The organism is Bradyrhizobium sp. 956_D2_N1_4 (genome assembly GCF_052076025.1).
Classification (GTDB): Bacteria; Pseudomonadota; Alphaproteobacteria; order Rhizobiales; family Xanthobacteraceae; genus Bradyrhizobium; species Bradyrhizobium barranii.
The window spans coordinates 8,326,822-8,346,941 of sequence record NZ_CP197237.1; the positions used below are offsets into that span (position 1 = coordinate 8,326,822).

The 20,120-nt window shown below is 65.1% G+C and carries 16 protein-coding genes; 7 read left to right on the top strand and 9 right to left on the bottom strand.

Annotated features, from left to right (window positions below):
* Positions 1-12 precede the first annotated feature (12 nt).
* The 5 genes from AB7535_RS39220 to AB7535_RS39240 form a co-directional block, all read right to left on the bottom strand.
* Entirely contained in the window at positions 13-1,338 is a 1,326-nt protein-coding gene (locus tag AB7535_RS39220) for an MATE family efflux transporter (protein WP_085398356.1), read from the bottom strand.
* 1 nt (position 1,339) lies between these two features.
* A complete protein-coding gene (locus tag AB7535_RS39225; RefSeq protein WP_085398357.1) occupies positions 1,340-2,074 on the bottom strand; it encodes an MBL fold metallo-hydrolase in 735 nt (244 codons plus the stop codon).
* Positions 2,075-2,095: 21 nt separating this feature from the next.
* Positions 2,096-2,401: a DUF6460 domain-containing protein gene (locus AB7535_RS39230; RefSeq protein WP_063979849.1), complete on the bottom strand. Its 306-nt coding sequence runs from the start codon at positions 2,399-2,401 to the stop codon at positions 2,096-2,098.
* A 72-nt stretch (positions 2,402-2,473) separates the two neighbouring features.
* The gene (locus tag AB7535_RS39235; RefSeq protein WP_135215208.1) at positions 2,474-4,432 is read right to left on the bottom strand and encodes an ATP-dependent DNA ligase; all 1,959 of its coding nucleotides are present in this window, start codon (positions 4,430-4,432) and stop codon (positions 2,474-2,476) included.
* A complete protein-coding gene (locus AB7535_RS39240; protein WP_085398189.1) occupies positions 4,429-5,466 on the bottom strand; it encodes a ligase-associated DNA damage response exonuclease in 1,038 nt (345 codons plus the stop codon). The genes AB7535_RS39235 and AB7535_RS39240 overlap by 4 nt, the downstream gene beginning before the upstream one ends.
* A 199-nt stretch (positions 5,467-5,665) precedes the next feature.
* Between AB7535_RS39240 and AB7535_RS39245 the strand changes: the two genes are divergently transcribed.
* The 5 genes from AB7535_RS39245 (at position 5,666) to AB7535_RS39265 (ending at position 12,250) form a co-directional block, all read left to right on the top strand.
* Complete coding sequence (locus tag AB7535_RS39245) at positions 5,666-6,592, top strand: class I SAM-dependent DNA methyltransferase (protein WP_085398187.1); 927 nt, start codon at positions 5,666-5,668, stop codon at positions 6,590-6,592.
* Positions 6,593-6,707: 115 nt separating this feature from the next.
* Positions 6,708-7,937, top strand: a complete 1,230-nt coding sequence (locus AB7535_RS39250; RefSeq protein ID WP_085398188.1) for an ABC transporter substrate-binding protein — start codon at positions 6,708-6,710, stop codon at positions 7,935-7,937.
* A gap of 169 nt (positions 7,938-8,106) precedes the next feature.
* On the top strand, positions 8,107-10,683 hold the full coding sequence (locus AB7535_RS39255; RefSeq protein WP_354080244.1) for a ligase-associated DNA damage response DEXH box helicase: 2,577 nt from the start codon (positions 8,107-8,109) through the stop codon (positions 10,681-10,683).
* Between the two features lie 116 nt (positions 10,684-10,799).
* Positions 10,800-11,498, top strand: coding sequence for a ligase-associated DNA damage response endonuclease PdeM (pdeM, locus tag AB7535_RS39260; RefSeq protein ID WP_085398435.1), 699 nt, complete (start codon positions 10,800-10,802; stop codon positions 11,496-11,498).
* A 320-nt stretch (positions 11,499-11,818) separates the two neighbouring features.
* The gene (locus AB7535_RS39265) at positions 11,819-12,250 is read left to right on the top strand and encodes a hypothetical protein (protein WP_014491352.1); all 432 of its coding nucleotides are present in this window, start codon (positions 11,819-11,821) and stop codon (positions 12,248-12,250) included.
* 111 nt (positions 12,251-12,361) lie between these two features.
* Here the strand turns inward: AB7535_RS39265 and AB7535_RS39270 are convergent, their stop codons facing one another.
* Both AB7535_RS39270 and pyrE read right to left on the bottom strand, forming a co-directional pair.
* Positions 12,362-13,144: a DUF2865 domain-containing protein gene (locus AB7535_RS39270; RefSeq protein ID WP_071909165.1), complete on the bottom strand. Its 783-nt coding sequence runs from the start codon at positions 13,142-13,144 to the stop codon at positions 12,362-12,364.
* A 232-nt stretch (positions 13,145-13,376) separates the two neighbouring features.
* Positions 13,377-13,940 (bottom strand): orotate phosphoribosyltransferase, encoded by a 564-nt coding sequence (gene pyrE / locus AB7535_RS39275; RefSeq protein ID WP_014491354.1) that lies wholly within the window; start codon positions 13,938-13,940, stop codon positions 13,377-13,379.
* Positions 13,941-14,111: 171 nt separating this feature from the next.
* On the opposite strand from pyrE, the gene AB7535_RS39280 reads away from it, so the two are divergent.
* Together AB7535_RS39280 and AB7535_RS39285 are read left to right on the top strand one after the other, a co-directional pair.
* Positions 14,112-14,738 carry a glutathione S-transferase family protein gene (locus AB7535_RS39280; RefSeq protein WP_038959906.1) on the top strand — a complete coding sequence of 209 codons (627 nt, stop codon included), beginning with the start codon at positions 14,112-14,114 and terminating at the stop codon, positions 14,736-14,738.
* 209 nt (positions 14,739-14,947) lie between these two features.
* A complete protein-coding gene (locus AB7535_RS39285; RefSeq protein WP_085398127.1) occupies positions 14,948-15,907 on the top strand; it encodes an IS5 family transposase in 960 nt (319 codons plus the stop codon).
* A gap of 131 nt (positions 15,908-16,038) precedes the next feature.
* On the opposite strand, the gene AB7535_RS39290 is transcribed toward AB7535_RS39285, so the two are convergent.
* A complete protein-coding gene (locus AB7535_RS39290) occupies positions 16,039-16,674 on the bottom strand; it encodes a LysE family translocator (protein ID WP_085398437.1) in 636 nt (211 codons plus the stop codon).
* A 242-nt stretch (positions 16,675-16,916) separates the two neighbouring features.
* Positions 16,917-19,970 (bottom strand): DNA polymerase I, encoded by a 3,054-nt coding sequence (gene polA, locus AB7535_RS39295; RefSeq protein ID WP_085398438.1) that lies wholly within the window; start codon positions 19,968-19,970, stop codon positions 16,917-16,919.
* Between the last annotated feature and the right edge of the window lie 150 nt (positions 19,971-20,120).

The following is a 20,120-nucleotide window of genomic DNA, read 5'->3' on the forward strand; positions in this document are numbered from 1 at the left end:
CGGGCTACGAATCTACGATTTCGGAAACGTCACCCGATACAACGCAGGATACCTTGCGCCCTGCAAGCCGCCGCGCGCGACGTAGAACGCGATCAGCGCGCTCCACAGCCCGGCATTGCCGAACGATTGCAGCGCCCACCAGGCGCCGATAAAGATCGTGAACGATAACAGCATTAGATTGCGCATCTCGCGCGCCCAGGTCGCGCCGACATAGATGCCGTCGAAGCCGAAGGCGAACACGCCGGGGATCGGCGCGAGCACGATGAACGGCAGGAATTCGCGCGCGGCGCGGCGGACGTCCTCGCTCGCTGTCATGACATTGATCAGGTTCGGCCCGAACAGCGCGAACAGCACCGCGACGACCAGCGCGAAGCCGAGGCCCCACAGCAGCACCAGCCGGGTCGAGTCCGCAAAGCCCCTGGAATCACGCGCGCCAAACGTGCGCCCGCAGAGCTGCTGGGCTGCGTTCGCAAGACCGTCGAGGAAGAAGGCGCTGACCAGCAGGAAATTGTTCAGCACGGAATTCGCCGCCAGCGTGACGTCGCCGGCGCGTGCGCCCTTGGCGGTGAAGAACAGGAACACGGCGATCAGCGCCGCGGTACGGATCATGATGTCGGAGTTCACCGCCAGCAGCCGCATCAGTTTTGCCCGGTCGAGCAGCGTGGCAAGGGGCACCGCAAAGCCGCCATCCGCATAGCGCCGGCAGACGATCACGCCGAGCACGAAGCCAATCGTCTCCGAGAGCAGTGCGGCGATCGCCGCGCCCGCGATGCCGGTGTCGTAGACCAGCACCAGCAAGATCGTCGCCGCCATGTTGATGAGGTTGATGACGACCTGCAGCAGCAGCGCCGGATTGGCGCGCGCCTGCCCCACCAGCCAGCCGAGAACGACGTAGTTGGCGAAGGCGAACGGCGACGACCAGATCCGGATCATGAAATAGGTCTTTGCCGCGCGCGTGACGCCTTCGCTGCCGCCCATCAGGTCGAACAGCCCGGCGGCCAGCGGCAGTTGCAGCACGATCAGCGCGGCGCCGATCAGGCCCGCGACAATGAAGCCGCGCACCAGGATCACGGTCTGCTCGCGTGTCTCGCCCGCGCCGAGCGCCTGCGCCGTGAAGGCGAGCGTGCTCATGCGCAGGAAGCCGAACAGCCAGAACAGGCAGTCGAAGATGACGGAGGCCATCGCGACGCCGCCAAGCAGCGCGGCATCGTCGAGCCGCCCGATCGCGGTGGTCGAGACTACGCCGATCAGCGGCGTGGTGAGGTTCGCGACCATCGCGGGACCGGCGATGGTGAAGACCTGGCGGGAACCGATCCTGGGATGAACGGGCGCGTGCATGTCAGAACACGACCACCATGCCGTCTTCGGCGGCGAGATGCGGTACGTCGTCCAGGCGCGACAGCACGTCGTCGCTCATATGGGTGAGGACAAGCCGCTTGGCGCCGATGGCGGGGAGGTGCTGTTCCAAGGTCTTCAGGCTGAGATGGTTCTTGACCACCTTCTCGTACATATAGGCTTCCGCAATGAAAAGGTCCGCGCCATGCGCCAGCGGAATGAGCGCCTCCGTCCATTCGGTATCGGCGCTGTAGGCGAGCGTGCGATCTTCAACCTCGACGCGGTAGGCCAAGAACGGCCCGCCGGATTCGCCGTGCACGACCGGGTAGGGCGTCACATTCACCCCGCCAAAGGTTTGGCTTCGCCCGGGCGCGAGTTCGATGAGGTTCAGCTCGAAGCGCTGCTTGGTCTTCGAGGAGTGCTCGAACAGCGCCTCCATCACTTGGCCGAGCCGCGTCTCGAGGCCTTGCGGGCCCGCGATCGTCAGCGGCCGGGTCCGCCGCGAGAATTGCGCATCGAGCAGGACAAACGGCAGCCCGGCAAAATGGTCGCCGTGGAAATGCGTGATGAGAATGAGGTCGATCTCGTTGCGGTCGATCTCGAGTCGCTTCAACGACGGCAGAGCCGACGCGCCGCAATCGATCAGGAAGTTGGCCGCGCGCCCTGAGATGTGGAAGCAGGTGTTGAGCCTGCCGCCCGAGCCGAAGGCGTCGCCGCAGCCGACAAAGCGCAATTGCATCGGCTGCGGGCTCCCAAATCCTTACCTGTTGCGCGGCGCGCCGAAGACGCGCGAGAGCAGCCAGATCGGAACCACGATGACGGCGCCGAGCAGGAAGTAGCGCCACAGCCAGTTCACCGCGTCGAAGCCGAGATCCCACAGACGCTGGAACAGCAAGCGGATGCTGTAGATGATATTCCAGGGATCGAAGCCGATCGCGGCGAGCACGACGCCGACCAGGATCGAGAGCAGGACCAGGCGAAACGCGACCGCCAGCGGCGAGCCGCCGAGAAAGCGGTTCAGCCCATCGCTGCGGCCGGCCGGCAAATCTCTGACGTCTTGGACCATCTCAAACTCCTCGCGGGGATTCGACCCCATTATAGGTCACGGCGGGGCACATGGGGAACCCGCATTCCCTCGTCAATGGCTGTCGGCGGAAGCCGCAACCTTAATTGTTGGTAGGGATTCGTCAGCCTTCAGCATCTTTTCCAGCGTTTCCAGCCGGTCAGCCTCGCGCGGCGGCTTGTCCCAGCGCAGCCGGCTGATTCGGGGAAAGCGCATGGCGACGCCGGATTTGTGCCGCGGGGAACGCTGCAGCCCCTCGAACGCCACCTCCAGCACCAGCCCCTTGTCGCGCTCGTGCACGACGTGGCGCACGGGGCCGAATTTCTCGGTGGTGTTGCGGCGGACGAAACGGTCGATCTGCAAGAGCTCCTCGTCGGTGAAGCCGAAATAGGCTTTTCCGACCGGCACCAGCTCGTCGCCGGCTTCGCCCTCGGTCCAGACGCCGAAGGTGTAATCGGAGTAATAGGACGAGCGCTTGCCGTGGCCGCGCTGCGCATACATCAGCACGGCGTCGATGATGTGCGGATCGCGCTTCCACTTCCACCACTGGCCTTTTGGCCGCCCCGGCAGGTAAGGCGCATCGCGCCGCTTCAGCATGACGCCTTCGACGGCATCGGCATCTTCGCCCGCGCCGGCACTCGCGGGATCGGCGCGCGCCGCGGTCAGCGCCTGCCAGCTTGCGAACGGCACGGTGGGCGACAGGTCGATGCGGGGATCGTCGAGCTTGCCGATGAACGTCTCCAGCCGTTCGCGCCGCTCCGCGAAGGGCAGCTCGCGCAGATCGTTCTCGTCGTCGCCGAGCAGATCATAGGCGCGCAAATGGATCGGAAACTCCTTGATCAGCTTCGGCGAAACGACCTTGCGGTTGAGGCGCTGTTGCAGAACATTGAAACTCTGCACGCGGCCTTCGCGCAGAATCAGAAGCTCGCCGTCGATTGCGCCTGCGAGCCGCAGCGACGGCACGAGGTCCGGAAAGCTCCCCGTGATGTCCTCGCCGGTGCGCGAATAGAGCCGCGCCGTGATCTGCCCGTGCTCATCGCGGCCCGCCACCGCCTGCACGCGGATGCCGTCCCATTTCCATTCGGCGATGTAGTCGGCGGGATCGAGCGCGGCGAAATCCGTGTCCTCGATCGCGTGCGCGAGCATCACCGGGCGGAACGGCGCGGGATCGCGATTGACCGGCTTTTCGCCGCGGCCTTCCAGCCAGGCGAACAGGTCGAGATAGGGAGGGCTGAGCCCCGGCCAGATCAGCTCGACCTCATGCGGGTCCTTGTCGCCGAGCGCCGCGGCCGCGGTCTTCGCCAGCCGCGCGGAGATGCCGATGCGCAGCGCGCCGGTGACGAGCTTCAGCAGCGCCCAACGGCCGGTCTCGTCAAGCTCGTCGAGCCAGCGTTCGAGCTGCTTTGGCAGCTCGGTCTTGCCGAGCGTGCGCAGCGTGGTGACGACTTCGGTGAGGGTGGGGGGCGGTGGGTTGTTGTGGTTGCTTGGATGTGTGGACTCATGAGCATCCCGCCCGCGGTACCCCTCTCCCTGCCCCTCCCCCGCATCCGCCTTCGCTCTTCGAGCTACGGCGGACAAGAGGGGGGAGGAAGTATGTTCCTGATGCGAAATTGACTCGCCCGCGTTTATCGGCGTCTTGCTTGTCGATTGCTCCGCGCTCTGTCCCTCCCCCCTCTTGTCCGCCGAAGCTTTAGCGAAGGCGGATGCGGGGGAGGGCGGGGGAGAGGGGTGGCCCGGAAAAGACTTTCCGTTGCCGGGCACCCGCCGCGGCCACATCAGCGCCACGGTCTCCGAGAGATCGCCGACGTAGTCGTAGGACAACCCGAACAGCACCTCATCCGTGCGCGCCGCGATCAAATCGCGGATCAGCGCGGGCTTGGCATGCTTGAAGCTCAGCGCGCCGGTCAGCGCGGCCAGGGCGTAGCCGCGGTCGGGATCACCGACCTCGCGGAAATAGCCGGTGATCAGCCGCAGCTTGTTGTTGCGGCCGGGCTCGTAGGCGAGGCGATCCAGCAGTTCGGCGAAGCGGTTCATGCTTCGGCCTCATCTTGAAGCGGTGTCTCGCTCTCCTCCTCCTCGCCATAGCCGACGAGATCGAGCGGCTGCGCGCGAAGACCTTGCGACTTGCACCAATGCACCAGCGCATCTTCCTGGCCGTGCGTCACCCAGATCTCGCCGGCGCCGGTCGCGGCGATGGTCGCGGTGAGGCCGTCCCAATCGGCGTGGTCGGAGATCACCAGCGGCAGCTCGATGCCGCGCTGCCGTGCGCGGGCACGCACCCGCATCCACCCCGAGGCAAAGGCGGTGACGGGGTCGGGAAAGCGCCGCGTCCAGAGGTCCGAGGTGGCCGACGGCGGCGCCAGCGTGATGGTGCCGGCGAGCGCCGCCTTCTTGACGCCCATCACCGGCTTGAGCTCGCCGAGATTGACCCCTCGGCTCTGATAGTACTCGGTGATCTTCTCCATCGCGCCATGCAGGTAGATCGGTGCGTCATAGCCGGCCTGTCGCAACAGCGCGATCACGCGCTGCGCCTTGCCGAGCGAATAGGCTCCGACCAGATGCGCGCGCTCGGGAAACAATGCAACGGAGGCCAGCAGCTTCCTCACCTCGTCGGCGGCGTCGCCATGGCGAAACACCGGCAGGCCGAAGGTGGCTTCAGTGATGAAGACGTCGCAGGGCACGAGTTCGAACGGCGTGCAGGTCGGGTCGGGCGCATCCTTGTAGTCGCCGGAGGCGACGATGCAGGTGTCCTTGCAGGTCACAGCGATCTGCGCCGAGCCCAGCACATGACCGGCCGGGTGAAACGTCACACGGACGTCGCCGAGCCCGATCTCCTCGCCATAGCGGATCGCTTGCGTCGAGCCGGCAAAGTTCTCGCCATAGCGCAGCCGCATCATGTCCAGCGTTTCCTGCGTTGCCAGCACCGCGCCATGGCCGGCGCGGGCGTGGTCGGAATGGCCGTGGGTGATCACGGCCCGCTCGACCGGGCGGACAGGGTCGATGTGGAAGGTGCCGGGCTTGCAGCACAGGCCGTCAGCAGTTGGCAGCAGGATGTCTTGCGGACGCATGTGCGTCATATAGGGAGCGGCCACCCCAAATGAACCCGTCTTCGCGGGCTTGCCGTCTCCGCTAGGCTTCGCCGGCCCGGCGGTGTAAAAGCCCGCCGAAGCCAATTGGCGGAGGCGGGACCCGCGCCTCCATCCTTTTAAACAGTTCGCTTTTTGATGGATTGCCGGCTCGAGCCCGGCAATGACGAGCCGAGTTCCTATGCCCCTGCGCCTGTTCCACTCCTCCGGCGATCTCATGGCCGACCGCCGTTTCGAGTTCGCGCGCGACCTCCAGCTCAAGGGCGATCTGCCCGCCGCCGCCGACCTCATCGAGCAGGCGCTCGAACTCGCGCCCGACTTCACTTCGGCCTGGTTCACGCTCGGCGAGATCCGTCAGCAGCTCGGCGAGGGCGACAAGGCGATCGCGGCGTTCCGGAAAGCATGCGACTGCGACCCCGAGGACCAGCACGGCGCCGGCCTGCATCTGATGCGGCTCGGCGACGCGCAGATGGCGGAGATGCCCAAGGCCTACGTGCAGGCGCTGTTCGACCAGTACGCGCCGCGCTTCGAGCACACACTGATCAACGATCTCGACTATCGCGCACCGTCGCTGATCTTCAAGGCGGTGGTGGCCGCGCGCGTCGCCGCGAAGAAGCCGGCCTTGTTCAAGCGCACCATCGATCTCGGCTGCGGCACCGGGCTTGCGGCGGCTGCCTTTGCAAAGCAGGTCGATCATTTCATCGGCATCGATCTGTCGCCCGGCATGATCAAGGAGGCGCGCGCCACCGAGCTCTATGCCGAGCTCGAGGTCGCCGACATGATCGAAGGCCTGCGCACCAAGGGCGATACGAGCGCGAACCTCGTCGTCGCCGCAGATGCGTTCGTCTATCTCTCCGATCTCGCGCCGGTGCTCACGGAAGCGCAGCGCGTGCTCGTATCCGGCGGCGTGCTCGCTTTCACGCTGGAGACGCATGACGGCAGCGGCATCGTGCTCGGCGAAGGCCTGCGCTATGCCCATTCGGCGGAATATGTGCGTGACGCGATGGCGAAGGCCGGGCTCAAGCTGCTGACATTGGAGCCGGCATCGCCACGCATCGAGAACAACGAGCCGGTGCGCGGCCTCGTCGTCGTCGCCGAGAAAACTTGAGTTTAGGCGCTAAAAACCCCGCGATTTAAGCGTCATTGCGTCGCAAAGCGGCGTCTTCCTACTTGCGAGCCGTGCTGCGTTGCCAGCACAATGCGCGCACTAGGGAGAAACAAAAATGACCAAGAATCCATCGCGGCGCGATTTCAGCGCCGGTGCGCTCGCCACCATCGCTGCATCCACCTTGCCTGCGCCGTATGTCTGGGCCGCGGAGAAGAAATACGATGCGGGCGCCAGCGACACCGAGATCAAGATCGGCCAGACCGTGCCGCATTCCGGGCCCGGCTCGCTGTACGGCGTGCTCGGCCGCATCGGCGAAGCCTATTTCCAGATGCTGAACGAGAAGGGCGGCATCAACGGCCGCAAGGTCAAGTTCCTCACCATGGACGACGCCTACAGCGCGCCGAAATGTGTCGAGGCGACGCGGCGTCTGGTCGAGCAGGAGGAAGTGCTCGCGCTCTACGGCTCGCTCGGCACCGCGCCGCAGACCTCCGTGCACAAATATCTCAATTCCAAGGGCGTGCCGCAACTGCTGCTCAACACCGGCGCGTCCAAGTGGAACAATCCGAAAGAGTTCAAATGGACGATGGCGGGCCTGCCGCTCTATCCGACCGAGGCGCGCATCCTGGCGCGGCACGTCCTCAGCGTGAAGCCGAATGCCAAGGTCGGCATTCTCTACCAGAACGACGATTTCGGCCGTGACTTCCTCGGTCCGTTCAAGAAGGTGCTGGCGGATGCCGGGGGCACCGCGCAGGTGATCATGGAGCAGACCTACGATCTGACCGATCCGACCGTCGATTCCCAGCTCATCAATCTCTCGAAATCGGGCGCCGACGTCTTCTACAACATTTCCACCGGCAAGGCGTCGTCGCAGTCGATCCGCAAAGTGGCCGAGCTCGGCTGGAAGCCGCTGCAATTGTTGTCAGCCGGTTCGACCGGTCGTTCGATCCTCAACGCAGCAGGCCTCGAGAACGCCACCGGCATCGTCGCCATCCGCTACAACAAGGAAGTCGGCCTGCCCAAATGGGAGAAGGACCCGGACGTGATGGCGTTCGAGGAGCTGCGCAAGAAGTACACGCCGGCGATCGATCAAGACAACACCATCGCCTTTGCCGGCTACGGCCAGGCCGTCACCATGGGCGAGATCCTGCGCCGCTGCGGCGACGATCTCACCCGCGCCAACGTGCTGAAGCAGGCGTCCACGCTCGCAGGCTTCCACTCGCCCTATTTCCTCGACGGTGTCGCCTACAGCTACACGCCCGAGGACTACACGCCGATGAAGACGCTCTTCATCTCGACCTTCAGCGGCAAGGACTGGGACATCTCCGACAAGCCGATGTCGGAGTAGGTGCGGGCAGGGTGCCGTAGGGTGGGCAAAGGCGCACTCGCGCCGTGCCCATCATCTCTCCGAACACCTCGGTGCGAATGGTGGGCACGCTTCGCTTTGCCCACCCTACGAGACCTATTCACATCCCCACCCCTCGACGAACCCACCCCCACGGCTTACCTGTGATGCCGTGCCGCCCCGCATCCTCAAAATCCCGGCCGAGCCGGCCACGCTGCTGCCCGACCGCTTCCAGGCGTGGTTCGCGGCCCGCGGCTGGTCGCCGCGTGAGCATCAGCTCGCGCTGCTGGACGAGGCGCGCGAGGATCGTTCCGCACTGCTGATCGCACCCACCGGCGCGGGCAAGACGCTGGCGGGATTTCTGCCGACGCTGGTGGAGCTCTCGACGCAGCCGGTCGAACGGGACGGAAGGGCGAAGCAAAGCCTCATCTCCACCGGTCGCGATGTTCACCGCAGCGATGGCCTGCACACGCTCTACATTTCGCCGCTGAAAGCGCTCGCCGTCGACATCGCCCGCAATCTCGAGCGGCCGATTGCGGAGATGGGGCTGCCGATCAAGGTCGAGACCCGCACCGGCGACACGCCGGTGTCGCGGCGGCAGCGCCAGCGGCGCTATCCGCCCGATATCCTGCTGACGACGCCCGAGCAGGTCGCGCTGCTGCTCTCCTCCGACGACGCGCCGTTCCTGTTCTCCTCCTTGAAGCGCATCGTGCTCGACGAGCTCCACGCGCTGGTGACGTCCAAGCGCGGCGATCTGCTTTCGCTGGGTCTGGCGCGGCTCTGGCGGCTGGCGCCGCAGCTGCGCGCGATCGGCCTGTCGGCGACCGTGGCCGAGCCGGACCAGCTTGCGCGCTTCCTGGCGCCGCAGCCCGGCGGGAAGGAGGCGGCCGCCGACATTGTCGTCGCCGGCGGTGCCGCGCCGCCGCTGGTCGAGATGCTGGATACCCGCGAGCGCCTGCCCTGGGCCGGCCACAGCGCGCGCCACGCGCTTCCCGAAATCTACGAGCTGATCAAGGCCAACAGGACCACGCTCGTCTTCGTCAACACCCGCAGCCAGGCCGAGATGCTGTTCCAGAATCTCTGGAGCATGAACGACGACAACCTCGCGATCGCGCTGCATCACGGCTCGCTCGACGTCGCCCAGCGCCGCAAGGTCGAGGACGCGATGTCGGCGGGCAGATTGCGCGGCGTGGTCTGCACCTCCTCGCTCGACCTCGGCGTCGACTGGGGCGATGTCGATCTCGTCGTCAATATCGGCGCGCCCAAGGGCGCCTCGCGCCTGATGCAGCGGATCGGCCGCGCCAATCACCGTCTCGACGAAGCCTCGCGCGCCGTGCTGGTGCCGGCCAACCGTTTCGAGGTGCTGGAGTGCCGCGCCGCGATCGATGCGATCGCCGAGAATGCGCAGGATACGCCACCCTTGCGCACCGGCGCACTCGACGTGCTGGCCCAGCACGTGCTCGGCCGCGCCTGCGGCGAGCCGTTTCTGAGCGATGATCTCTACGGCGAGGTGCTCACGGCCGCGCCTTACTCAGATCTCGCCCGGCAGGATTTCGACGACGTCGTCGATTTCGTCGCCTCCGGCGGCTACGCGCTGAAGACCTATGAGCGCTTCGCCCGCATCAAGCAGGACAAGCAGGGGCGCTGGCGTGTCGCCAATCCAAAGGTGCGGCAGAGCTATCGTCTCAATGTCGGCACCATCGTCGAGGAGCCGATGCTGAAGGTGCGGCTCGTTCGTGGGCGCTCCACCGGCAGCGGCTCGACCGGCGTCATCGCGCGCGGCGGCCGCGTGCTCGGCGAAATCGAGGAATATTTTATCGAGGGCTTGATCGCCGGCGACACCTTTGTGTTCGGCGGCGAAGTTGTGCGCTATGAGGCGTTGGCCGAGGATCAGGTCTATGTCTCCCGCGCCAACGACAAGGACCCGAAAGTGCCGTCCTATATGGGCGGCAAATTTCCGCTCTCGACCTATCTTGCCGAGCGCGTGCGGCGCCTGCTCGACGACCGCCGTGCATGGAATGGTTTGCCCGAGCAGGTGCGCGACTGGCTGTCGTTGCAGAAAGACGTCTCACGTGTGCCCGGCGTGCGCGAGCTGCTGGTCGAGACCTTTCCACGCGGCAACAAGCATTATCTCATTTGCTATCCCTTCGAGGGCAGGCTCGCGCACCAGACGCTGGGCATGCTGCTGACGCGGCGGCTGGAGCGGATGCGCGCCCGGCCGCTCGGCTTCGTCGCCAATGAATATGCGGTGGCGATCTGGGGGCTTGGCGATGCCTCCTTCATGATCCGCAACGGCGAGCTTAATCTCGACGCGCTGTTCAACCCGGACATGCTCGGGGACGATCTCGAAGCCTGGCTCGCGGAATCCGCGCTGATGAAGCGCACCTTCCGCAATTGCGCGCTGATCTCCGGCCTGATCGAGCGGCGCTTCACCAGCGAGGACAAGAGCCGCCGCCAAGTGCTGTTCTCGACCGATCTCGTCTACGACGTCCTGCGCAAGCACCAGGCAGATCACGTGTTGCTGCGCGCCGCCCGTGCCGATGCCGCCACCGGGCTGCTCGACCTGCGCCGTCTCGGCGCCATGCTTGCCCGCATCCAGGGTCGTATCACGCATCGGGAACTCGATCACGTCTCGCCGCTCGCCGTCCCCGTGATGCTGGAAATCGGCCGCGAGTCAGTCTATGGCGAAGCTGGTGACGAGCTCCTGGCGGAAGCCGCCGACGAGCTGGTCAAAGAGGCGATGTCGTAGAGAATTTTACCAGTGGTGCGCGCAACTCCATCCACATCGTCATGCCCGGGCTTGACCCGGGCATCCACGTCTTTGCTTCCGCGGCAAGAACGTGGATGGCCGGGACGAGCCCGGCCATGACGGAGCAAGTGGCACTATCAATCACTTCAACGCTTGCACTGGATATCGCCGGTGTGACCTTCGCAACCGATCTCTCCGGTGCGCTGTTCTGGGAAGAGCAACGCCTGCTCGTCGTCTCCGATCTGCATCTGGAAAAAGGGTCCAGCTTCGCCACGCGCGGTGTGCTGCTGCCGCCTTACGATACGTTGGCAACGCTGAGCCGTCTCGCTGCTGTCATCTCCCGCCATAATCCCCGAACGGTTGTCGCGCTCGGCGACAGTTTTCACGACCGAACCGCGCATGAGCGGTTGTCGTCCGACGATCGCGATGCTGTTGCCGCACTCCAGACCGGCCGCGATTGGATCTGGATCTCGGGCAATCACGATCCGATGCTGCCGCGCGATCTGGGCGGGACCGTCGCCGACGAAGTCGCGATCGGCCCAATCACCTTCCGTCATGAGCCGACAGGTGCGCGCGGCGAGATCGCCGGCCATCTGCATCCGAAGGCGCGCGTCTCCGCACGCGGCCGCTCGATGGAACGCCGCTGTTTCGCCAGTGACGGGATGCGCGCGGTGATGCCCGCCTTCGGCGCCTATGCCGGCGGTCTCAGCATCCGCGATGCCGCGTTCGCAAAGATCTTTCCCAGTAATGGCTTTGTCGCCCATCTGCTCGGTGACCGCCGCGTCCACGCTATTGCGGCCTCGCGCTGTTATTGAGATCCCGGCCTCGCGCGAACCCGGATCCATCGGGCTCGTCAACGGAAAATAGGACAGGACTACGTCCAGTACTTATCCGGAATCGCCTAAGTCCATAGGTACCTCTAACTTGCCAATTGCCGGGGCTGGATTTCATCCCGAACACGATTGCAACCGGCAAAGGGGTCGCTGCGAGGCGGCCCCTTTCGATTCCGCCAGTCGGACTTTGTCCCCAGATCCGGAACAAATTAAGAACACTTTAGCAAGTCTTTGATATATCATTGTGATTCGGCGCGTTGCCGACACAATATCTAGCGTCCGTCAGACTTTGCGAGGACTACATGTCCACCATCGCCTTCGATCAATTTGCCCTCACCCGGATCGCCGATTTCGCGCGCTCGCTGTCGCGGCTGCATCAGGCCGCGCGGCGCTACGCGGTCGATGACGACCAGTTCGACCGCGAGTTCAACGCGGTGTGCCAGTCGATCTGGGGCTACACCATCGACGACGTCAGCGACGATCTGTTCTCGACCGAGGATCATCTGTTCCTCGACACGCTGGACGAAGCGCATGCGCGCATCTTCGCAGCCGAGCAGGGTTACGATCTCATCGGCGAGGCGGGCATGCTCACCGACTGGTGGGGCTTCTGCTGGATGATCCTGGCCGAGAAGCGCGGCCTGCTGACTCAGGAAAACCGCGCCGCCGCGCGCGCGGCGATCGAGGAGAAATATCTGGCGGCCCCGAACGTGATCGGGGTGATCATCGGGAGATGACGCAGCACTCTCCGTCACTGCGAGCGTAGCGAAGCAATCCATAATCTGTTCGCGGTGACAGACTGGATTGCTTCGCTGCGCTCGCAATGACGACTTTGATTCAGTTGGGGCTTAGTCCAGCCCCGCCCGCTTCGCCGGCTTCTGTGCTGGGGTCTTCGGCACCGTCACGTCAGGCAGCGCCTCGCGCACGATCTCGACTGAGGCCGGCGCATCCGCCGCGACCGTCTCCGCGCGCACCGGTGCCACCTTCATCTCGCCGAGCCGCGCGCGGACCTGCGCGGTGAGGCCCGGGTAGGAGGCAACCGGCGTGAAGTCCGCAGCCTGGTCATTGCCGACGCGGATGCCGGTATAGGCGACGAGGCCGTCGCTGGTCGCGATCACGTCGCCGGCTTTCAGCGAGGAATCCAGCGCGAGATCGACCGGGGCGAGGCCGACCGGCTCGCGGCCGTTGCAGGTGCAGTCGGCACGCAGCGCCTTGCGATAGGCGAACGCGTTTTCGCTGTCGGCGTAGCGCTCGCCGGTCTGCGAAGCGGCGCCGTCGATCGAAGAGCCGAAATAGACCTTTGTCGTGGTGGCAGGACAGAACGCCTGACACATCTGGGCGGGCGAGGCGAGGCCGCGCATCAGCGGGAAATATTTGCCGTCGCAGGTGCGCACGCAGAAGGCCGGGCCCGAGCCGCCGGCCGCCGCCGCGCGTGTCGGTGGCACATATTGCGGGTTTGCGGGATTCTGCTGGCTGGCGAAGGGATCGGCAAAGGAGTTCGACTGCTGCGGAACCTCACGCTGCGGCCGGGGCCGCTGCATTCCGCCGAAGAAGAAGTCGAACAGGCCTTCGGCCGAAGCCGGGGCTGGAGCCGCAAGCAGCGGGGCCGCCAGGCTGGCGGCCACAAGCATCGCGCGACGCGCATGGGACAAGGCTGTACGCAATGCTCACTCCGACGCTACTGAACCGGCCGGAACCTTCCGAGGTCTCGGCACATGATTCACCATAGTGCTGGATGGTAAATGAGCAGTTGAGCGGAGGCGATTTCAAGTCGAGGCCGTGACCTCTTCAAGGCCGGGCACAGCTTCCGGCGGATGGTTGCTTCCGGGCAACGCCCGGGCATGGACGGACTGTCTCGCGGCCTTAAGCCTTCAGGAACTCCGACGCCTTGTACAGCGAGCGGAACGGCAGGCCGGCCGCGCCAAACGTATCGGTGGCCCCTTCCTCGCGGTCGACCATGGTCAGCACCAGCACCACCTCGGCGCCGGTCTCGCGCACCGATTCCACCGCCTTCATCGCCGAGCCGCCGGTGGTGGTGACGTCCTCGACGATCACGACGCGCTTGCCTTCGAGCGTCTCGCCCTTGGGCAGACCTTCGATCGCGAGCTTCGCGCCGTGCTCCTTCGGTTTCTTGCGCACGAAGAACGCTGCGATCGGATGGCCCTTGATCCAGGAGATCTGCGCCAGCGCGCCGGCCAGCGGCACCGCGCCCATCTCGAGCCCGCCGATGAAGTCGAGCTGGTCGTCCTTCAGCGCCTCATAGGTCAGCTCGGCGAGCAGCGTCGCGCCCTCGGGGTCGAGCATGGTCGGCTTGAGGTTGAAGTAGAAATCGCTCTTGCGGCCCGACGCGAGCGTGACGTCACCGCGGCCGAAGGAGCGCCGGCGGATGATTTCGAACAGGCGGGCGCGGGAGGCAGATTTCGACACGGCGGTCCCTCGGGGCTTTTTGGAGGTGGCGGAATTTATCCGCGACGGCCGCGACATTCCAGAGGGGACCGGTCGAGTCAACAGGGATCGGCCATCCCGGTCCGCCAGTTGTGGGGGTGCAACCTTCTGGAGTAGTTGGATGCCAGATATCTCGGGGAAGGAAATGCCTGAATGACCATCGAGCTGCACACCTGGAACACGCCGAACGGCCGCAAGATCTCGGTCGCATTGGAGGAAATGGGGCTGCCTTACAAGGTGGTGCCGGTGAACATCACCAAGGGCGAGCAGATGGCGCCGGGCTTCCTGAAGCTCAGCCCCAACAACAAGATCCCCGCGATCGTCGACCCCGAGGGGCCGGACGGCAAGCCCGTCAGCATCTTCGAGTCCGGTGCGATCCTGCTCTATCTCGGCGAAAAGACCGGCAAATTCCTGCCGAAATCGCTCGCCGGGCGCATCCCCGTCTATGAATGGCTGATGTGGCAGATGGGCGGCTTCGGCCCGATGCCCGGCCAGGTGCACCATTTCATCGCGCTCGAGAACGAGCAGGATCGCGCCTATGGCCTGAAGCGCTACATGGCGGAGACGCGCCGGCTCTACGGCGTGCTGGACCGCCGGTTGGAGGCCCACGACTTCGTCGCTGGCGACCTCTCGGTTGCCGATTTTGCCATCCTGGGCTGGGCCTGGCGCCACCCTCGCCACAAGGTTGAGCTGGCCGATTTTCCCAACGTCAAGCGCTGGTATGAGGCGCTGATGGCCCGTCCCGCGGTGAAGCGGGGCATGGACGCGAAGCTGGATTGAGGGGCCTTTTTCCCTCCCCCCTTGTGGGGGAGGGTGGCTCGCCGCGCAGCGGCGAGACGGGTGAGGGGTCTGTCTCCGCGAGTCCAGCTGTCTTCGAATGCGCGGAGAAAGACCCCTCATCCGGCGCTTCGCGCCACCTTCTCCCACAAGGGGCCTGTTGCGTAATTCGTCAATTGTGATTCCCTAGGGCAAAGCCTTGGAGGGTAGCGATGGCGGTCAAGCGGACGGGACAGCCGAGCTTTGTGGAAGCGCTGATGCCGAAGGGAGCCGGCGCCAATGCGGCGCTGGATCGGCTGGCTGGCCTGGTCAAGTGGTACCGGTTCGAGAAGCTGATCGGCCATTTGCGGGATGAAGGGGGGCCCGGTCGACCAGGCTATCCGGTGCTGGTGCTGTTTCGTGCTGTGCTGTTGCAGTCGCTGTATGGTCTTTCGGAGCGCGAACTCGAGGAAGCGCTGGGCGACCGGTTGTCGTTCAAGCGCTTCGTCGGTTTGAGCCTTGAGGATGCGACGCCCGACCACACGGTCCTGAACCGCTTCCGGAACCAGCTCGTTGAACAAGGCCTGCTGGAGAAGCTGTTTGGCGAACTGGATCGTCAGCTTGAGAATGCCGGCGTGATCCTCAAGCGCGGCACGATGCTGGATGCGACCTTGATCCAGGCAGTCTCGGCTCCGCCCAAGGAGGATCGCCCCTCAAACGATCCTGATGCCCGGTTTGCCAAACGGCAGGGCAAAAGCGGCTCGACCTTCGGCTACAAGGCCCATGTCGGTGTCGACGAAGGATCCGGCTTGATCCGCGCGGTGTTGACCACACCCGCTAACGTCAACGATACGACACCGGCGGACGCTTTGATCCGCGGCGATGAAGCCGTGGTCTGGGCCGATGCGGCTTACGACACCCATGCCCGACGGGCCCGGCTGAAGGCGGAAGGCAAGAAGCCCCGCATCGCTCGTCGGCCCAACAGACATCACCCGGAACTGCCGCCCAGGCTCAAACGCTACAACCTCCTCATCGCGCGTCGACGAGCCCAGGTCGAGACCACCTTCGCTACTCTCAAACGCCGCATGCGGCTGACCTGCATCCGCTACGTCGGTCTGATCAAGGCGACCGGGCAAGTCCTGCTCGCCTCGATCGCCTTCAACATGAGGCGGTGGGCCACGATCGCCGCGTGAGCTGCCCGCTCAGGGCGACAACTACAGATCTTGCCAGGCAATTGCCGGGACCAGGGCACTCGCTCCTGACGTCTTCAGCCTCAAGAGCCGATAACGCAACAGGCCCACAAGGGGAGAAGGAAGAAAAATAATCACACCTTCTTCGCTTCCACCGCCATCCGCACCGCAAGCCCGGCCAGCACCGTGCCCATCAGCCAGCGCTGCACCAGCATCCAGCTCGGCCGGCTCGCCAGGAACAGCGCGATCGACCCTGCTGCAAGTGCGATCGTCGCGTTGACGCTGACGCTGATCGCGATCTGGATCGCCCCCAACACCACCGACTGCGTCAGCACGCTGCCGGCGGTGGGATCGATGAACTGCGGCAGCAGTGCCAGATACAGCATCGCGATCTTCGGATTGAGCAGATTGGTGACAAAACCCATCGCGAACAATTTGCGCGAGCTGTCGATCGCAAGCTGCTTCACCTGGAACGGCGAACGTCCGCCCGGCTTCACCGCCTGCCAGGCCAGCCACAGCAGATAGCCCGCGCCGGCAAAGCGCAGCGCGTCATAGGCAAAGGGAATGGCGAGCAAGAGCGCGGTGATGCCGAACGCCGCGCACAGCATGTAGAACACGAAGCCGAGTGCCACTCCGCCGAGCGAGACGATGCCCGCCGCCGGCCCCTGCGTGATCGAGCGCGAGATCAAATAGATCATGTTCGGCCCCGGCGTGAGCACGAGACCAAGGCAGACGAGAGCGAAGCCGAGCAGGGCGGAGGTGTGGGGCATGCGTGAACCGGTGTGGGAGACGACACCGTTCTAATGTGCGCCGCGCGGCGGAGCCATCGCGCAATTGCACGGAGGACAATTCGAGTCCCGCATCTCACCCCAACGTCGTCCCCGCGAAAGCGGGGACCCATACCCCCAGGGAGGAGTTTGAGGCTGGATCGTCATGGGCAATCTTCGCCCAACTCGATCCTGTGGTTATGGGTCCCGGCGTTCGCCGGGACGACACCGTGCTGGTGGAGACATCAATGCGCCTCGTCCCAATTCTTCGCCGCGCGCGCATCGACATGCAGCGGCACCGACAGGTTCACGGCCGGGAACGGCGCGTCCTGCATCACGTGCTGCACCACCGGGAGCGTCGCCTCTACCTCGGCGTCAGGCACCTCGAAGATCAGTTCGTCGTGCACCTGGAGCAGCATCTGCGCCGACAGCTTCTTCTGGACCAGGGCATCCTCCATCCGCGTCATGGCGCGGCGGATGATGTCGGCGGCGGTGCCCTGGAGCCGCGCGTTGATCGCGGCGCGCTCGTTGAAGGCGCGCACCGAGGCGTTCGAAGCCTTGATGTCGGGATAGTACATCTTCCGGCCGAACAGCGTGGTGACATGGCCGTTGCTCCGGCAGAAGTCGCGCGTCTCGTCCATGTAGGCGCGGATGCCGGGGAAGCGCTCGAAATACTTCTTGATGTAGGCGGAGGCTTCCTCGCGCGCGATGCCGAGCTGGTTGGCGAGGCCGAATGCCGAGATGCCGTAAATGATGCCGAAATTGATCGCCTTGGCGCGGCGCCGGATTTCGCTCGGCATGCCCTCGATCGGCACGCCGAACATTTCGGAGGCCGTCATCGCGTGAATGTCGAGCCCGTCCTTGAACGCCTGCTTGAGGACGGGAATGTCGGCGATCTCGGCGAGCAGCCGCAGCTCGATCTGCGAATAGTCGGCGGAGACGAGCTTGTGCCCGGGTGTCGCGATGAAGGCGCGGCGGATCTTTCGCCCGTCCTCGGTGCGCACCGGGATGTTCTGCAGATTCGGCTCGTTCGACGACAGCCGGCCCGTCGTGGTCGCGGCCAGCGCGTAGGTGGTGTGGACGCGATGGGTCTGCGGGTTGACGTAGGTCGGCAGCGCGTCGGTGTAGGTCGATTTCAGTTTCGAAACCTGGCGCCACTCCAGGATCTTCTTCGGGAAGTCGTGGCCTTGCTCGGCAAGTTCGTCGAGCACCTGCGCGGTCGTCGACCATGCGCCGGTCTTGGTCTTGGTGCCGCCGGACAGTCCCATCTTGCCGAACAGGATGTCGCCGATCTGTTTGGGGCTGCCGACATTGACGGGCTCGCCCGCGATCTCCTGGATCTCGGCTTCGACGCGCGCCGCGGTCTGGGCGAAGTCGCCTGATAGCCGCGACAAGACCTGGCGGTCGATCGAGATGCCGCGCCGCTCCATGCGCGCGAGCACCGACACCAGCGGCCGCTCCAGCGTCTCGTAGACGGCGGTCATGTGCTCGGCGACGAGGCGCGGCTTCAGCACGCGCCACACGCGCAAGGCCATGTCGGCGCCTTCCGCCGACAGCGGTGCGGCCTTGTCGATCGGCACCTGGTCGAACGTGATCTTGCCCTTGCCGCTGCCGAGCAGCTCGCTCTCCTTCAGCATGGCGTGGCCGAACCAGCGCTCCGCGAGCGCTTCGATCGCGTGCGAGCCGCGGCCGGCATCGAGCACATAGGAGATCAGCTGCGCATCGTCGGCGTTGCGCAGCGTGATGCCGTGCTGCGCCAGCATCACGGCGGTGAACTTGACGTCGAAGCCGATCTTGAGAATGCCCGCCGATTCCAGCACCGGCCGCAGCGCTTCGATGGCGTCGGCATGCTTGACCTGGTCCGGCGCGAGGCCCGTGTCGAACAGGCCGGCGCCGCCGCCGGACTGCTTGTGCGCGAGCGGCACGTAGCAGGCCTCGTTCGGCGCCAGTGCCAGCGCGATGCCGCACAGATCGGCCTGCATCGGATCGATGGAGTTGGCTCTCGTCTCGATCGCGACATGGCCGGTGTCATGGATGCGCGCGACGAAGGCATCGAGCTCCTTGAGCGTCTTGATCGCCTGGTATTTGCTGCGGTCGACCGGCAGCTTGCGCAGCGCCTCTTCGCGCGCGGCGGCCAGTGAAATCGGCGAGCCCTTGAGACCGGCCGACTTATCGCCCTTGTCGCCGCCCGTTGCGGTCGCGGCTGGAGCGGCGAAAAGATCGCCGGAGATCTCCGACGTTTTTGCCTTGGCGGCGTCGCCGCCGGCCCTGGCGCCGCTGCTGTTCGACGCATCGGCATCGACATTGGCGGGATCGATCTGCGAATAGTCGGCGACGCGGCGTGTCAGCGTGGTGAATTCCATCGCCTTCAGGAAGGCAATCAGCTTGCGCGCGTCGGGCTCGTGCACTGCGAGATCGTCCAGCGGCACCTCGAGTTCGACCTTGTCGTCGAGCAGCACCAGCTGGCGCGAAATCCGCGCCTTCTCGGCATTCTCGATCAGCGCCTCGCGCCGCTTCGGCTGCTTGATCTCGGTGGCGCGGAACAGAAGCTGCTCGAGATCGCCATATTCGACGATCAGCTGCGCCGCGGTCTTGATGCCGATGCCGGGCACACCGGGCACGTTGTCGGTGGAATCGCCGGCCAGCGCCTGCACTTCGACAACTTTCTCCGGCGGCACGCCGAACTTCTCGATCACCTCGGGGATTCCGATACGGCGGTCCTTCATGGTGTCGTACATCATGATCTTGTCGTTCACGAGCTGCATCAGATCCTTGTCGGAGGACACGATGGTCGTGTGGGCGCCGCGGTCGCTGGCCTGTCGCGCATAGGTCGCGATCAAATCGTCGGCCTCGAATCCGCTCTGTTCCAGGCAGGGCAAATCGAAGGCGCGCACGGCTTCGCGGATCAGCGCGAATTGCGGGATCAGATCATCGGGCGCGGGCGGCCGGTGCGCCTTGTACTCGGGATAGATCTTGTTGCGGAAGGTGACTTCCGACTTGTCGAACACGATCGCCAGATGCGTCGGGCGGTTGTCCGCGGGCATGTCGCGCAACAGCTTCCACAGCATGTTGCAGAAACCGAGCACGGCGTTGACCTGCAAGCCATCGGACTTGCGGTTCAGTGGCGGCAGCGCGTGATAGGCGCGGAAGATGTAGCCGGAACCGTCGACCAGGAAGATGTGGTCGCCCTTGCCGGCCACCTTCGCCGCGACCGGTTTGGCAGCAGGCTTGTCAGCAGCGGGTTTGGTGTCGGCTTTGGCGGCGGTCTTCGGGGATGTCGTTGGGGAGCTTTTGGGCATGGCCGCAATGTATGAATTTTTGCGGGCTTTGACAGCCTTGAGCGGGGGATTTTTGGGCCGCTGGTGCCGCTATCCCCACTGTCGTTCCCCACATCCCCGCTGTCATTCCCCGCGAAGGCGGGGAAACCAGTACGCCGCGGCTTCTCGGCT

Coding starts and splice junctions, on each gene's coding strand:
- AB7535_RS39220 (WP_085398356.1), bottom strand. CDS start 1,338: ATGCACGCGCCCGTTCATCCCAGGATCGGTTCCCGCCAGGTCTTCACC.
- AB7535_RS39225 (WP_085398357.1), bottom strand. CDS start 2,074: ATGCAATTGCGCTTTGTCGGCTGCGGCGACGCCTTCGGCTCGGGCGGC.
- AB7535_RS39230 (WP_063979849.1), bottom strand. CDS start 2,401: ATGGTCCAAGACGTCAGAGATTTGCCGGCCGGCCGCAGCGATGGGCTG.
- AB7535_RS39235 (WP_135215208.1), bottom strand. CDS start 4,432: ATGAACCGCTTCGCCGAACTGCTGGATCGCCTCGCCTACGAGCCCGGC.
- AB7535_RS39240 (WP_085398189.1), bottom strand. CDS start 5,466: ATGCGTCCGCAAGACATCCTGCTGCCAACTGCTGACGGCCTGTGCTGC.
- AB7535_RS39245 (WP_085398187.1), top strand. CDS start 5,666: ATGCCCCTGCGCCTGTTCCACTCCTCCGGCGATCTCATGGCCGACCGC.
- AB7535_RS39250 (WP_085398188.1), top strand. CDS start 6,708: ATGACCAAGAATCCATCGCGGCGCGATTTCAGCGCCGGTGCGCTCGCC.
- pdeM (WP_085398435.1), top strand. CDS start 10,800: ATGACGGAGCAAGTGGCACTATCAATCACTTCAACGCTTGCACTGGAT.
- AB7535_RS39265 (WP_014491352.1), top strand. CDS start 11,819: ATGTCCACCATCGCCTTCGATCAATTTGCCCTCACCCGGATCGCCGAT.
- AB7535_RS39270 (WP_071909165.1), bottom strand. CDS start 13,144: ATGCTTGTGGCCGCCAGCCTGGCGGCCCCGCTGCTTGCGGCTCCAGCC.
- AB7535_RS39280 (WP_038959906.1), top strand. CDS start 14,112: ATGACCATCGAGCTGCACACCTGGAACACGCCGAACGGCCGCAAGATC.
- AB7535_RS39285 (WP_085398127.1), top strand. CDS start 14,948: ATGGCGGTCAAGCGGACGGGACAGCCGAGCTTTGTGGAAGCGCTGATG.
- AB7535_RS39290 (WP_085398437.1), bottom strand. CDS start 16,674: ATGCCCCACACCTCCGCCCTGCTCGGCTTCGCTCTCGTCTGCCTTGGT.
- polA (WP_085398438.1), bottom strand. CDS start 19,970: ATGCCCAAAAGCTCCCCAACGACATCCCCGAAGACCGCCGCCAAAGCC.